Below are 14,001 nucleotides of genomic sequence, written 5' to 3'. Positions count from 1 at the left end.
CATTCATGGCTTTGCGGTTTCCTCTAGCGCTGTTTCTGGCGTTTCTGGCCGGGCAGGGCGCCTATGCCCAGGAGGGTGAACAGGAGGCCCTGGAAGCCAAAAAGGAGCAGCTCGAGGAAGAGATCCGGGAGATCAACCGGTTGTTGTTATCCGAGCGGAAGCAGAAGGGGAGCGTCCTGGACCAGATGGAGGCCCTGGACCAGAAGATCAGCCGGCAGCAGCAGCTCATTCGTATTACCAACCAGCAGTCCAACCTGCTCAACCGGCGGATTAACGCGAATATCCGGAATATCAGCAAGCTTCGCGAAGACCTGGAGGCCCTCAAGACGGATTATGCCGCCATGATCCAAAAATCCTACCGGAACCGGTCCAAACAGAACCGGTTGTTGTTTTTGCTCTCCTCCGAATCCTGGTACCAGGCGTTCAAGCGGTTACAATACATGAAACAATACACCCAGTTCCGGAAGGAACAGGGGGAGGAAATCCAGGAAAAAACGGAAGAGCTCGTCGTCCTGAACCAGAACCTCTCTGCCCAGCGAAAGGAAAAAGAGGAATTGATTGCTGCCAACCGACGGGTCAGGGACCAGCTCATGGCCGAAATCCAAAACCAGAAAGGCTTGTTGCAGACCATTCGCCAAAACGAGAGCGCCTATGCGGCGGAGATTGAATCCAAACGCCGGGAGGCCCGGGAAATCGAGCGGGAAATCGATCGGCTGATCCGCTCGGCCATCGCGGCTTCCAACCGGGACAGCGGCTCGGGGAATACCTCGAGCAGCCGGTTTGCGCTTACGCCGGAAGCCACGCTTATCGCCAGCAATTTTTCGGCCAATAAAGGCAACCTGATCTGGCCCGTGGAGAAAGGGGTGAAGAAACAGGGCTTCGGGATCTATCAGGATGCGGTTTACCCCGGGATCAAACACCAGAGCAACGGGGTGATCATCGCCACAGACGAGGGTGCCCGGGCCCGGGCGGTTTTTGAAGGGGAGGTGATTGCCATCCTGGCCGTCCCGGGAGGCAACAAGGGGGTCCAGGTAAAACACGGGAATTATATCAGCACCTATTACAACCTCTCGGAACTCTATGTGAAGAAGGGGGACAAGGTAGAGGTGAAAGATGAACTCGGCGAGATACATACTAATCGGTCTAACGGCTTGACGCAATTGAAATTCTACCTGTACCGGGACGCTACGCGCCTGAATCCGGAGGATTGGATCTATCGCCTATAAAATATAACGATGAGTACAATTACAGACATACAAGGAACATTTGAACTGAATAACGGGGTGCAGATGCCCTACCTCGGGCTGGGGGTTTACCAGGCTGAAGAAGGCGGGGAGGTGGAACGGGCCGTGCAATGGGCCCTGGAAGCCGGCTACCGGCATATCGATACGGCGCGGGCCTATGGTAACGAGGCCGGGGTTGGGAAAGCCCTCCGGGAGAGCGGCGTGGACCGGGAAGAGGTGTTTGTCACCAGCAAGGTCTGGAATTCCGACCAGGGCTATGAGAGCACCCTGAAGGCTTTTGACAGCACCATGGACGACCTGGGCCTCGATTACCTGGACCTGTACCTGGTCCACTGGCCGGTGGAGGGGAAATACAAGGATACCTGGCGGGCACTCGAACACCTCTACGATACGGGCCGGGTACGGGCCATCGGCGTCAGCAATTTCCTGCAACACCACCTGGAGGACCTGCTGGCCGATGCCGAAGTAATCCCGGCGGTAGACCAGCTCGAATTCCACCCCTACCTGGTACAACAGCCTTTACAGGATTATTGCCAGGCCAAAAAGATACAATATGAGGCCTGGTCCCCGCTCATGCAGGGGGAGATCTTTAAATTGCCCGAAATGGAGGCCATGGCGGACTCCTATGGAAAGAGTATCGCCCAGGTGGTATTGCGGTGGGACTTGCAGAAAGGCGTGGTGACCATCCCGAAATCCTCTAAGAAGGAGCGGATCCGGGCCAATGCAGACCTGTTCGATTTTGAATTATCCGAAGAGGACGTCGCGAAACTCGACGCCATGGACCGCGGGCACCGCTTTGGCCCGGACCCGGACAACTTCGACTTTTAGGCCAGTCGCACCGCGGCCAGGGCTCCTATTCCACAGGGATACCCCGAAGACGCTCCCCGGGATCGCGGCAGGTTTCCCGTTGCTTTTCTGTTAAGATTCCAGAAACAACGCCTTGAGTTCGGTGGCATCCGCGGGTTTCATCTTGCCCGCGAGGACCAGGCTGAGTTGTTTCCGCCGGAGGGCTGCCTCGTACCGTTGCTTTTCCAGTTCGGTCTCGGGTTCCAGGGGCGGAACTTCCGTGGGGATGCCCGTGTCGTCTACCGCGACAAAGGTGTAAATCGCTTCGTTCGCCTTATCCCGTTCCCCGCTGAACCGATCTTCAATCCACACATCGATAAAAACTTCCATGGACGTGCGGAAGGTACGGGAAATCGCCGCTTCCACCGTTACCACGCTCCCCAGGGGGATGGAGCGGTTGAAGGCCACGTGGTTCACCGAGGCCGTTACGGTGATCCGCCGGCTGTGCCGCCTGGCGGCAATGCTCGCAGCCCGATCCATCCGGGCGAGCAATTCGCCCCCGAAGAGGTTGTTGAGCGGGTTGGTCTCGCTGGGCAGCACCAGATCCGTCATCACGGTCCGTGAATCGCTGGGAGTTTTTGGTTTCATGGATTAAAATTTCGGCAAAGATACAATTCCGGGAGCAGGGACACCTATTTTTCGGAGAGTAGCCAGGCATCGGCCGAGACTTCCCGCTTAATCCGGCGGAGCGCTTCCAGGGCGCGCTGCGGGTCGCTGAAGGAGCCGCAGGATACCTGGTGGAGGCCAAAGGCATTCACCCCGTGGTATCGGGCCTCAAAGCCGCGGTTGCGCAACTGGCTGATTTTTTTGTCCGCATTCCCCCGTACGCGGAAGGCCCCCGCAATGATATGGTGGGAAGCCTTTGGGGATTCGGTTACCACGTCCAGGGTAATGGAAGGGAGCTCCAGGGGCTGGGACCCGAAGAAAGTGGCTTCCTGGATGTGGCGGGAGACCTCCTCCCGGGCGGCGGCGCGCACCAGGTCGCCGGAAGCATTTTGGTTTCTGTAGAAACCGTAGCCGGAAATACCGGCCGTAATGGCGAGCAGGACAATGGCTGCGTATTTCAGGAACGGCCGGATGCCGGCCGAATCGCGCGACTCCGGGGTAAAGGAAAAGGGGATCCGCTCTTCCAGTTCCGCAACCTCCTCCTTCAGGGCTTCCCGGGTTACCGGCGTGGCAATCAGGGAGCTCAGCCCAAAGGAAGTGGTCAGGTAATTGTTCGTGTCAGCCGGCTGGAAAAAGACCTTATTCTCGCTGTTCAGCCGGAACGTCCCCAGTGCTTCCAGGGTAAATTTCTTTTCCCGGCGGAGTGCTTCCAGCCAGGATTGCGCCTCCTGTTCCACCCATTCCAGGGCTTCTTCGTAGGATATTTTTTCGGCCTGCGCCACGTGGGATACCAACAGGCCGTCATTGGTGCGCAATTGGGCATTGAAGGACAATACCTTGGAAGGCGGGTGGAAGGTATTGCTGTCTTTTTGCAGGTAGGCAGATTTAATTTGCGTCAGGAACGCCCCGAATCCGGGCACTACCACGCATTGGTAGCGGTAGAGCAGCGATTCGATATGTCTGGCGGTGTCCATAGAGACAAAGATGCTAAAATTTAACATTTACACCAACGGGAGCCGCTACCTTTTTATCAACTTTTTCTCCTGGCAAGTTGTGAACTATTCTTTTAAATGATTGAAAAAGAGCTAATTGCACTGATCCGTTTACAGCTTATTCCGGGATTGGGCCCCATTGGAGCCCGAAATCTGATTGCCATATGCGGCAGTCCCTCCGCGGTTTTCTCCCAGACGAAAATGCTGGCTGGCAACGGCTTACGGCACAACCTGCTGAGCAGCCTGGAGGAGGAAGCCTACCTGCGGAGGGCGCAGGCGGAGCTACGATTTGCGGAAAAGCGGGGTGCCCGCTGCCTGGGCTGCCTGGATCCGGATTACCCGGCCGGGTTGCGGGAATGTGCGGACAGCCCGCTGGTGCTCTACACCCGCGGCAGGATCAATTTCGGGAGGCACCCCCTGGTTTCCGTAGTCGGAACCCGGAGTATGACCGGATACGGTAGGGAAACCTGTGAGGCCTTTATTGCCGGTATTGCCCCGGCCAACCCCATAATTATCAGTGGTTTTGCTTATGGCATTGACATATGTGCGCAAAGTACCGCCATGCGCTACGGTTTACAGACCATCGCTGTAATGGCCCATGGCCTGGACAGCCTCTACCCGGCATCCCACCGAAAGTACCGGGATGCCCTTGTTGCAAACGGGGGCTTTTTGACCGAATTTCCCAGCGGCACCCCCGCTGAGCCCGGCCATTTCCTCCGGCGGAACCGCGTGATTGCCGGAATGAGCCCGGCTACCGTCGTGGTGGAATCCGGCGAACGGGGCGGGAGCCTGGTAACCGCAGACCTGGCCTTTGGTTACGACCGGGAGGTATTTGCCTTCCCCGGGAGGGTGTCCGACCCGCAAAGTGCCGGGTGCAACGCCCTGATTCGTACCCAGAAGGCGCAATTGCTCACCAATGCGCGGGAATTCCTGCTAGCCATGGATTGGGAAGAAGCACAATCCCCGGAAACAAAGGGAAGCGGGGGGCTTGTGGACGCCGGATCCCTCAGCAAAACGAGAAACCCTGTGGAAACCGGAAATTTCAGGGAAACGAAAAATCCTGCGGAAACCGGAAATCCCGGAGTGAAAGGGGGGCTTCCCAACCCAAATCGGGCTGTGAACCCCGTACCGGGCGACCTGGATCCTACGGAAAATACCCTGGCCCGTTGCCTGGCGGAATCCGGGTGCATGCACCTGGACGAAGTGGCTGTTCGGTGCCAACTTGGGGTGTCCGAAGCGGTTTCGGGCCTTTTCAACCTCGAAATGCGCGGGTTGGTGCGCTCTTTGCCCGGAAAATTGTTTCGGTGGGGGGCGTAAAAAACAAACCACCGGGTCGGTTACCGCCCCGGCAAGTTGTTTTCCGGAGGCGTATCGGGAAGTTTGTCGGCGGCAAGCGGCATTTGATCCGATCCATGACTGCAGGGGCGCATCGATGAAGGGGTGCTTTTCCGACTACCCGGTCGGTTCCTGCATTTTGGGCCCGGAAACGGAAGGGTTAATACCCGAGCTTTTCCCGGACGCGCTGCAGCACGCCATCGGCCACCTTAGCGGCCTTTTGGGCGCCTTTTTCGAGCGCTTCCTCGACTTCCCCGGGATGTTGTTTGTAGTATTCAAAACGTTCGCGGGCCTCCCCGAAGACCTCCCGGATACACTCATACAGGGCCTGCTTGGCATGGCCGTACCCGTAATTGCCTCCCTCGTAGTTGGCGCGCATCTCCTCTGTCTGTTCTGGGGTAGCAAGGATTTTATAGAGGGCAAAAACCGTATCGGAATCCGGGTCTTTGGGCTCCTCCAGGGGAGTGCTGTCCGTGACGATGCCCATAATCTGCTTGCGCAGGGCCTTGTCCGGCTGGAAAATATCGATCAGGTTGCCCCTGCTCTTGCTCATTTTCTGCCCATCCGTCCCCGGAATGTACATGGTATTTTCGTGCAGCCGGGCCTCGGGCATCACAAAGGTTTCCCCCAGTTGGGCGTGGAAACGGGACGCCACGTCCCGGGTCATCTCCAAATGCTGCAACTGGTCCTTGCCTACGGGCACCAGGTCGGCGTCGTAGAGCAGGATGTCCGCCGCCATAAGCATCGGGTAAGTAAAAAGCCCCGCGTTTACATCCTCCAGCCTGTCGGCCTTGTCCTTGAAGGAGTGGGCCAGGGTCAGGCGCTGGTAGGGGAAAAAGCAGCTCAGGTACCAGGCGAGTTCCGTAACCTGGGGGACGTCGCTTTGGCGATAGAATACCGTTTTCTCGATGTCCAGGCCAAACGCGAGCCAGGTTGCAGCCGTGGCAAGGGTGTTGCCCCGCAGGGTGTCCCCATCTTTGATCTGGGTCAGGGAATGCATGTTTGCGATAAACAGGAAGGAGTCGTTTTCAGGACGTCCCGCCATTTCGATGGCCGGCCGGATGGCTCCTAAAATATTCCCGAGGTGGGGGGTCCCGGTACTCTGAATCCCGGTGAGAATCCTTGGCATAGCGTCATTCTTTGCTTCTATGCGCAAATGTAGGCTGGCAATTCGCCTTGTGCAAGCCCCGCCGGGGCAAAATGCCTATTTTTGGAAGCATGACGACCCTGCTCCGCATGATGGCCCAAGCCCTATGGAGGGTGTGGTTCTACATCCTGGTAGCCCTGCCCATCCTGGTGTTTTTCCCGATTTTGCTGTTATTTACGCTATCTCCCCGCACCTATCCCCAGTTTTTCTGGATGGCCCGGAACCTCTGGGCCCCGGTAATCCTTTACGGGATGGGGTGCCCTCCCGTCATCCGGTACGACCAGCGGCCTGTCCGGGGGAAGAGCTATATGCTGGTTGCCAACCACACGAGCATGCTGGATATCATGTTTATGCTGCGGGTCAGCCGGAATCCCTTTGTTTTTGTGGGCAAGAAGGAATTGGTCCGCATCCCGGTGTTCGGGTTTTTTTACAAACGGGTGTGCATCATGGTAGACCGGGAAGACAGCCGGAGCCGGACCGGGGTGTACCGCAGGGCACAGAGCCGGATTCGCAACGGGCTGAGCATCTGTATTTTCCCGGAGGGAGGCGTCCCGGACGAAACCGTGGAACTCGATGCGTTCAAGGACGGGGCGTTTAAAATGGCCATTGCGCATGGGATCCCGATTGTCCCGGTGGTTTTTTACGATTCAAAGAAACGATTTCCATTCCGGTTTTTTGCGGGTTCCCCCGGCCGCCTCAGGGCCCGGGTACTCGCATTCACAGAAACCACTGAACTTACCGAAAAAGACAAGGCGGAGCTCCGGGAGTCGGTCCGTGACAGGATCCTCGCGCAACTCAGGCAGGGCCCGTCCGCAGTTTAGAAGCGATACCGGATCCCGCTATACACCCCTACCGAATAGGGCTGGAAATTCCCGGCCGTATTGGAAAAGGTATTCAGGTGGTATTTAAACATCGGTTGCACCTCCAATTGCAGCTCCCGGTTCAGGTTGTAAAAGACGCCCAAGCCCAGGTTTGTGCTGAAACTGACCGAATTCATGTTGGTGGCCTCCCCAATCTGGGTCGTGGCTCCGTCCGAATCCAGGCTTACTGAGTTGTCCACCAGGAAAAGCGAACTCATCCCGCCTACCAGGTTCACCCCGAGCTTCTTATCTACCAATCGGTATTCCATTTCAACGGGGACCTCAAGGTATCCAAACTCCTGCAACATCCGGCCTTCACGTGCCGGGGTTTGCGCGTTTACATCCGCAGTGGTGTTGTCCATGGCCGGGGTGCCGTTCCGCGCGGTGCTCTCCACTACCACGGTTCGGGCATTTTCGGAATAACTGATGGTGCGGATCAGGGAAGCGGAGGAGGGACCCGAAAGGGTGGATGTAAATGCCACCTGGTTGGTATTGTAACCGAAATCTACCCGGTTAAGGCCCGAACGGAGGCTCAGCCGGTCCGTCACCGCGTATCCCACGGAGACTCCATAGCTGAAATTCATCGTCCCGGACTTGCTGTTAGACACAAAATTCTGTGATATGGGCGAACCATCCCCAAAGGAATTGTAATAAACCGGTGCCAGGGAAGTACCCAACGTCCAGCGCTTCCCGCCTTCATCTTTCCGGGTTTTCGGCACTCCGTCTTCCGCTGCATTCGCTTCAGCAATCGCTTCGAACAGCGATTGACGCTCTTCGTCCGGTGCAGCCTCATCGTCCGGCGCCACTTCACGACCGGCAAGGGCCTCACGTGCCGCTACTGTTTCCCGTCCGGGTGGCGGGACGCGTGCGGGGTCGGTAAGGTCAGCGGGATCGGTGGGATCGGAGGGATCGGCGAAATCGGCGAGGTTTGTCGCAGGTGGTTCCGGGTTGATCGATTCATCCCCTGCCGCGTTTTTGGTACGCGCAGCAACAGCCTCCTCTGTGGAAAGCCCTAACCGGCTACCTGCTGCATTTTCCCGGGCTGCGTCTGTACCTGCCGTTCCGGCAACACCGCCTGCATTATTTTGTGCTTCCTCATTATTTTGTGCTTCCCCGGCGCGTAGATTTCCAGGCCGGGATTCGAGCTCGGATTCCGAATCCATGTTGGGTTGAGAATCCATGTTGGGTTGGGAAACCGTTCCGGGTTGGGACTCCAGTCCGGGCTGGCCGTTGCGTTCCGTTTCCCCGGGGGGGGCCGTCTGCGTATCAGTCACCGGCGTGGAATCGAAAAGCACAGCCGGATCATCCGGCCGGAACAGGAACAAACCGAGCAGCAGCACGGCAGCGGCCCCGCCCAGGGCCCACCAAATCGGTACTGCCCGACGCTTTTTTTTGCGGTCCAGGGAATCGCTGATGCGTTTCCACACACGGGGGTCGGGCTCCCGGGCATAGTTCCCGAGCTTCTCCCTGTAAAGGTCGTCTGTGTTTTCTGGTTCCATGTGTCTTGTGTTAGGCGATGTTGATTTTTGTATTCTTTATCCGGTCCCTCAGGATGGCCCGTGCCCGGGCCAGGTTCGATTTGGAGGTGCCTTCCGATGTGCCCAGGGACTCGCTGATTTCCTTGTGGGAATAGCCGTCCAGGACATACAGGTTAAAGGTGATCCGGTATTTTTCCGGGAGTTCCTGCACAAATTGCAGCAGCGTCCCCAGGGACAATTCCTCCCCCGTCCCGGTCCCGGGCTCCGGGTCCCCGTCCGGGTCCGGCGTTTCTTCCACCAGGCTCAGGGGTTCCTTTTTCCGGTATTTTTGCAGCACGGTATTCACCGTTATCCGCTTGAGCCAGCCCTCGAAGGAACCCTTGTCCCGGAACTGGTGGATCTTCTCATATACAGTCATAAAGCTGTCGTGCAAATTGTCCTCGGCTTCCGTTTTGTTGCGGGAATACTTCAGACAAATGCCAAAAAGCACGGCGGAATAGGTCCGGTATAACTCCTCCTGGGCCGCTCGGTTTCCTTTCTTACATTTCCTTATGAGCTCTTTTTGGGTCAAAATGTCGGTTCGGTTACACAGGAAGCGCTGAATGCGGGAATCAGTTAATATACGGGTACTTCCACCTCGATGAATTGGGCGGTTCCGGATTCATCCCGGCCGGAATAAAACCGGAAAAGATAGGGCTGGGAGTACAGGCAGGTGAATTCAAAACTGGCGGTTACCAACTCGGCGTCCCCGGAGCAGTCCTCTTCGGGAAATTCCGCCCCGATCGCCACCACGCGACGCGTGGTGCTGCCTTCCGACTGAACGTCGAACCCCTCAAAGGAAGTGCACCCGTTGGGCCGGACAAAAGACACCCCGATTTCATAGGTTTCATTCAGTTGGAAAGACTCCGGGACATCCACCTCTGAGATCTCCAGGGTGACAAAGTGGTAGCTCATGCCGTCGTCATTGACGTCGCAGGCCGAAAACAGGAGTACCAACAGGAATACAGGCAGCCCTTTCCAAAAGCGCTTCATATGCATCATCTTTAACTATTCCTCGTCCCTAAGATGACCCCGGCGCCCAAAGGTTGCTTGCCCGATACGGTAAATTAAAGGGTTTACGCCTTGATTGCCTTGATGGCCTCTTTGATTTTCTCCTCGAGTTCCTCCAGGAGTTCCGGGTTGTCCTTGAGCAGGATCTTCACGGCATCCCGACCCTGTCCGAGCTTCGTGTCCCCGTAGCTGAACCAGGAGCCGCTTTTCTGGATAATCTCGTAGTCCACGCCGATATCCAGGATTTCGCCCACCTTGGAGATGCCTTCCCCGTACATGATGTCGAATTCCACCGTGCGGAAGGGCGGGGCCACTTTGTTCTTGACTACTTTCACCCGGGTCTTGTTCCCCTGCACATCCCCGTCCGTATTCTTAATCTGAGTGGAGCGGCGGATATCCAGGCGTACGGAACTGTAAAATTTCAGTGCATTCCCCCCGGTGGTGGTTTCCGGGTTTCCGAACATCACCCCGATCTTTTCCCGGAGCTGGTTGATAAAGATCACCGTACAGTGTGTCTTGCTGATGGAAGCTGTAAGTTTCCGGAGGGCCTGGGACATGAGCCGGGCGTGCAGCCCAACCTTGGAGTCGCCCATTTCCCCTTCGATCTCGCTTTTGGGCGTCAGTGCCGCGACGGAATCTACCACAATGATGTCGATGGCGCCGCTGCGGATCAGGTTATCGGCAATTTCCAGCGCCTGTTCCCCGTGATCCGGCTGGGAGATAATCAGGTTGTCGATGTCCACCCCGAGGTTTTTGGCGTAAAACCGGTCGAACGCGTGCTCTGCGTCGATAAAGGCGGCGATGCCCCCGGCTTTTTGCGCCTCGGCAATGGCATGCAGGGTCAGCGTGGTTTTTCCCGAGGATTCCGGGCCGTAGATTTCCACCACGCGCCCCCTGGGGTACCCGCCCACTCCGAGCGCGACATCCAGGCCGAGGGAACCAGACGGGATTACTTCAACATCCTGTGCCACATCGTCCCCCATCTTCATGACCGTCCCCTTTCCATAGGTCTTGTCGAGTTTGTCCAGGGTGAGTTTCAGGGCCTTTAATTTGGCGTCTTTTTCGCTGCTCATGAGTGTGTTCGAATTTCTAAGTGGGAGGCTAAATTACCATTTCTTTTCCGAGTTTCACAATGCGGGAAGCAACCTTTTTGGCAATGCCGTATCTAGTAGGTGAATCCACATGAGAAGCCCGCAATTTAATGCGGGTTACCGCAACGGCATTTCACTGAATTGCTATGAAGAAGAAGGAAAATGTTTTGCGGTCCCAAAGGCCCTGTTCGCAAGAACAGGGCTTTTTTTTTGGAACGAGTTTGAGCTATACACTTTGGCTACAAAATGTCCTTTTGAATTTGTTTCTTGTCTTTTTCTCCCCACGTAGCGCTGCTATGCGGCTCAAAAAAGCCGTCGCCCATGTAGCCTTCCGCGGGACCCGGAAAGCCTGCCTGCAAATCGAAACTTTTCCCTAAATTTGCACCCTCGATTTCTTTGACCCTTCCCGGGAAGACGCGGGCGGGGGGTAACCTGCAAAAACGTATAGCATGCAACTGTACAACACGCTGAGTGCCAAAGAAAGGGAAGCGCTTATTGACGAGGCCGGCCAGGACCGCCTCACCATCTCTTTCTACAAGTACGCCCACATTGGCAACCCGGGCCTTTTCCGGGACTATCTGTTCATCCATTGGGACGCCCTGGAAGTCCTCGGCCGGATCTACGTGGCCCGGGAGGGGATCAACGCGCAGCTCTCCGTACCTGCCGTCAATTTCGGCGCATTCAAGGAACACCTGGACAGCATTACCTTCCTGGAAGGGGTGCGGCTCAACATCGCCATCGAACAGGACAACAAATCCTTCCTGAAACTCAAGATCAAGGTGCGCCCGAAGATCGTGGCCGACGGCCTGGACGACGGCAGTTTTGACGTTACCAACAAGGGGGTGCACGTGGATGCGCGCCGGTTTAACGAGCTCATCGAAGACCCGGAGGCCATTGTGGTGGATATGCGGAACCACTACGAGAGCGAGATCGGGCATTTTGAGAATGCGATTACCCCGGACGTGGATACTTTCCGCGATTCCCTGGACCTGATCGAAGAACAGCTCCGCGACCACAAGGAAGACAAAAAGCTCGTCATGTACTGCACAGGCGGGATCCGCTGTGAAAAGGCAAGTGCGTATTACAAGCACAAAGGTTTTAAACAGGTCTACCAGCTGGAGGGGGGCATCATCGAATACACCCGCCAGGTTCAGAAGGAGTCCCTGGAGAACAAATTCCACGGCAAGAACTTTGTCTTCGACAACCGCCGGGGCGAACGGATTACCGATGAGGTCATCGCCCGGTGCCACCAGTGCGGGGAACCGGCGGACACCCATACCAATTGCGCCAACGAAGGCTGCCACCTGCTCTTTATACAGTGCGATGCCTGTGCCGCGGAGATGGATGGCTGCTGCAGCGATGCCTGCAAGGACATCGTCGCCCTGCCGCCGGAGGAGCGCAAAAAACTGCGCAAGGGGAAATTCAACAGCAACCGCATCTTTAAAAAGGGCCGTTCGGAGGTACTTACCTACAAGCGGCAGGTGCCCGACCCCTTCAGCCCGGTCGCCGGGGATAAAGACCCGGCCGGAGCCTCCTGACCGGCCCTGAACCTGCACCCCCGACGGGAATGCGGGGATGCCGGGCGGTTCCCGCTCCGGCGTATTGGGCCGTTCGCTATCGTGCTAAAATTATCCTATCTTTACGTTTGTAAATTATTATGAACCTATTTCTGCCGGGGTCCCACGGGGCCGGGTGGAATTGAGATACAGAACATGGGGTGTAGCAGTTGTTCAACCGGTTCGGATGGACAGCCGCGCGGATGTAGGAACAATGGTACCTGCGGTACGGATGGCTGTAACAAACTGACCGTGTTTGACTGGCTTTCCAACATGTCATTGCCCGCCGGAGCGGAGGTATTTGACGGGGTGGAGGTGCGGTTTAAAAACAGCAGAAAGGAATTTTTCAGGAATACCGAGGGGCTTACGCTCTCCATCGGCGACGTGGTGGCCACGCAGGCCCGGTCCGGTCACGATGTGGGTATCGTTACCCTGACCGGCGAACTGGTACGGGTGCAGATGAAGAAGAAAAAGGTCAACCCCGGGGCCGACCTGCCCAAAATTTACCGGAAGGCTACCCAGCGCGATATCGATAAATGGCAGAAATGCCGCAACAAGGAAGAGGAGATCAAGAAGCGCTCCCGGGAGATGGCCATCATCCTCCGTTTGCAGATGAAGATCTCGGATGTGGAATTCCAGGGCGACGGCTCCAAGGCCACTTTCTACTACACGGCCGAGGATCGGGTAGATTTCCGCCAGCTCATCAAGGACATGGCCAAGGCGTTCGGCATCCGCATCGAGATGCGGCAAATCGGTTACCGGCAGGAGGCCCAACGGCTCGGGGGTATCGGTTCCTGTGGCCGGGAGCTCTGCTGTTCTACCTGGTTGACGGATTTCCGCTCGGTGAGTACCGCGGCTGCCCGCTACCAGCAACTCTCCCTGAACCCGCAAAAACTCGCCGGCCAGTGCGGCAAGCTCAAATGCTGCCTGAATTACGAACTGGACACCTATCTGGATGCCCTGAAGGATTTCCCCCCGACCGACACGAAACTGTATACCGAGAAAGGCACGGCTTTTTGCCAGAAGAGCGATATTTTCAAGGGGATTCTCTGGTTTTCCTACAAGGACGACCCGGGGAACTGGCACGTGCTGACCAAGGAGCAGGTGCACGAGATCCGCGAGAAGAACCGGCAGAAGAAAAAAGTACGGAGCCTCGAGGAGTACGCGAGCAACAATTTCGACCGTGAAAACGTTACATTTGAAAACCCCGTCGGACAGGACAGCCTCACTCGTTTTGACCGGCCCAGGGGCAAACGCCGGGGGAAAAAACGTAAGAAAAGACGCAATCAGAAACAAGGAAAGGCCCGTAATGCGTAGGTTACCCATTGCACTACTAATTATACTGATCGGTACCAGTTGTACCGACCACCTGGTTTATTCTGAATTCCAGAGTACCCGTAACGGCCAGTGGGGCCGCGACCAGGCCATGGAATTTTCCCTGGAGGACCCGGACACCACCGCTTCCCACAACCTCTATATCTTCCTTAGGAACGACAATACCTATCCGTACAGCAACCTCTTCCTGATTGCCGAAATGACATTTCCGGACGGCAGTACGCAAAGGGATACCCTGGAGTACGAAATGGCGGATGCCCAGGGCCGTTGGCTGGGGGAGGGCCTCGGCAGCGTCCGGGAAAACAAACTCGGATACAAGCGGGACGTCGTTTTTCCGTCTTCCGGCGTATATACTTTTACCGTATCGCATGCCATGCGAAAGAACGGGAGTGTGGACGGGGTCCAGGCTTTGCCAGGCGTACTCGACGTAGGGCTCCAGGTTGAACCAAATCAATAGGCAA

At 56.6% G+C, this 14,001-nt stretch carries 14 protein-coding genes; 7 read left to right on the top strand and 7 right to left on the bottom strand.

All coding sequences use genetic code 11. The features are described from left to right. Positions 1–5 precede the first annotated feature (5 nt). Together RB2501_RS03130 and RB2501_RS03125 are read left to right on the top strand one after the other, a co-directional pair. Positions 6–1,226 (top strand): murein hydrolase activator EnvC family protein, encoded by a 1,221-nt coding sequence (locus RB2501_RS03130; RefSeq protein ID WP_041326930.1) that lies wholly within the window; start codon positions 6–8, stop codon positions 1,224–1,226. A 9-nt stretch (positions 1,227–1,235) separates the two neighbouring features. Further along, positions 1,236–2,072 (top strand): aldo/keto reductase, encoded by an 837-nt coding sequence (locus RB2501_RS03125; RefSeq protein ID WP_015753286.1) that lies wholly within the window; start codon positions 1,236–1,238, stop codon positions 2,070–2,072. 90 nt (positions 2,073–2,162) lie between these two features. Here RB2501_RS03125 and RB2501_RS03120 read toward each other — a convergent pair whose 3' ends face one another. Both RB2501_RS03120 and RB2501_RS03115 read right to left on the bottom strand, forming a co-directional pair. Further along, on the bottom strand, positions 2,163–2,678 hold the full coding sequence (locus RB2501_RS03120) for an acyl-CoA thioesterase (RefSeq protein WP_041326929.1): 516 nt from the start codon (positions 2,676–2,678) through the stop codon (positions 2,163–2,165). 44 nt (positions 2,679–2,722) lie between these two features. Then, positions 2,723–3,670: an HU domain-containing protein gene (locus RB2501_RS03115; protein WP_015753284.1), complete on the bottom strand. Its 948-nt coding sequence runs from the start codon at positions 3,668–3,670 to the stop codon at positions 2,723–2,725. Between the two features lie 96 nt (positions 3,671–3,766). Between RB2501_RS03115 and dprA the strand changes: the two genes are divergently transcribed. After that, the gene (gene dprA, locus RB2501_RS03110) at positions 3,767–5,005 is read left to right on the top strand and encodes a DNA-processing protein DprA (protein ID WP_015753282.1); all 1,239 of its coding nucleotides are present in this window, start codon (positions 3,767–3,769) and stop codon (positions 5,003–5,005) included. A gap of 178 nt (positions 5,006–5,183) precedes the next feature. Here dprA and trpS read toward each other — a convergent pair whose 3' ends face one another. Then, positions 5,184–6,152: a tryptophan--tRNA ligase gene (gene trpS / locus RB2501_RS03105; protein WP_015753281.1), complete on the bottom strand. Its 969-nt coding sequence runs from the start codon at positions 6,150–6,152 to the stop codon at positions 5,184–5,186. Positions 6,153–6,241: 89 nt separating this feature from the next. Here trpS and RB2501_RS03100 point away from each other — a divergent pair, with 89 nt between their 5' ends. Then, entirely contained in the window at positions 6,242–6,991 is a 750-nt protein-coding gene (locus RB2501_RS03100) for a lysophospholipid acyltransferase family protein (RefSeq protein WP_015753280.1), read from the top strand. On the opposite strand, the gene RB2501_RS03095 is transcribed toward RB2501_RS03100, so the two are convergent. The 4 genes from RB2501_RS03095 to recA form a co-directional block, all read right to left on the bottom strand. Then, positions 6,988–8,529 (bottom strand): outer membrane beta-barrel protein, encoded by a 1,542-nt coding sequence (locus RB2501_RS03095; protein WP_015753279.1) that lies wholly within the window; start codon positions 8,527–8,529, stop codon positions 6,988–6,990. The genes RB2501_RS03100 and RB2501_RS03095 overlap by 4 nt on opposite strands. A 10-nt stretch (positions 8,530–8,539) precedes the next feature. Continuing rightward, positions 8,540–9,079 carry an RNA polymerase sigma factor gene (locus RB2501_RS03090; RefSeq protein ID WP_015753278.1) on the bottom strand — a complete coding sequence of 180 codons (540 nt, stop codon included), beginning with the start codon at positions 9,077–9,079 and terminating at the stop codon, positions 8,540–8,542. Positions 9,080–9,123: 44 nt separating this feature from the next. Further along, complete coding sequence (locus tag RB2501_RS03085) at positions 9,124–9,540, bottom strand: hypothetical protein (protein ID WP_148214279.1); 417 nt, start codon at positions 9,538–9,540, stop codon at positions 9,124–9,126. An 83-nt stretch (positions 9,541–9,623) separates the two neighbouring features. Beyond that, positions 9,624–10,631 carry a recombinase RecA gene (gene recA / locus RB2501_RS03080; RefSeq protein WP_015753276.1) on the bottom strand — a complete coding sequence of 336 codons (1,008 nt, stop codon included), beginning with the start codon at positions 10,629–10,631 and terminating at the stop codon, positions 9,624–9,626. Between the two features lie 467 nt (positions 10,632–11,098). Between recA and trhO the strand changes: the two genes are divergently transcribed. From trhO to RB2501_RS03065, 3 genes are all read left to right on the top strand, one after another. Continuing rightward, positions 11,099–12,187, top strand: a complete 1,089-nt coding sequence (gene trhO / locus RB2501_RS03075; RefSeq protein WP_015753274.1) for an oxygen-dependent tRNA uridine(34) hydroxylase TrhO — start codon at positions 11,099–11,101, stop codon at positions 12,185–12,187. A 174-nt stretch (positions 12,188–12,361) separates the two neighbouring features. Next, entirely contained in the window at positions 12,362–13,522 is a 1,161-nt protein-coding gene (locus RB2501_RS03070) for a PSP1 domain-containing protein (protein ID WP_041326927.1), read from the top strand. Then, positions 13,515–13,997 carry a gliding motility lipoprotein GldH gene (locus RB2501_RS03065; RefSeq protein WP_041326926.1) on the top strand — a complete coding sequence of 161 codons (483 nt, stop codon included), beginning with the start codon at positions 13,515–13,517 and terminating at the stop codon, positions 13,995–13,997. The genes RB2501_RS03070 and RB2501_RS03065 overlap by 8 nt, the downstream gene beginning before the upstream one ends. The last annotated feature ends 4 nt before the right edge of the window (positions 13,998–14,001 follow it).

Origin of the sequence: Robiginitalea biformata HTCC2501, assembly GCF_000024125.1 — a bacterium.
Classification (GTDB): domain Bacteria; phylum Bacteroidota; class Bacteroidia; order Flavobacteriales; family Flavobacteriaceae; genus Robiginitalea; species Robiginitalea biformata.
The sequence above is the reverse complement of the archived record's forward strand: the minus strand, read 5'-3'. Positions and strand labels throughout refer to the sequence as shown.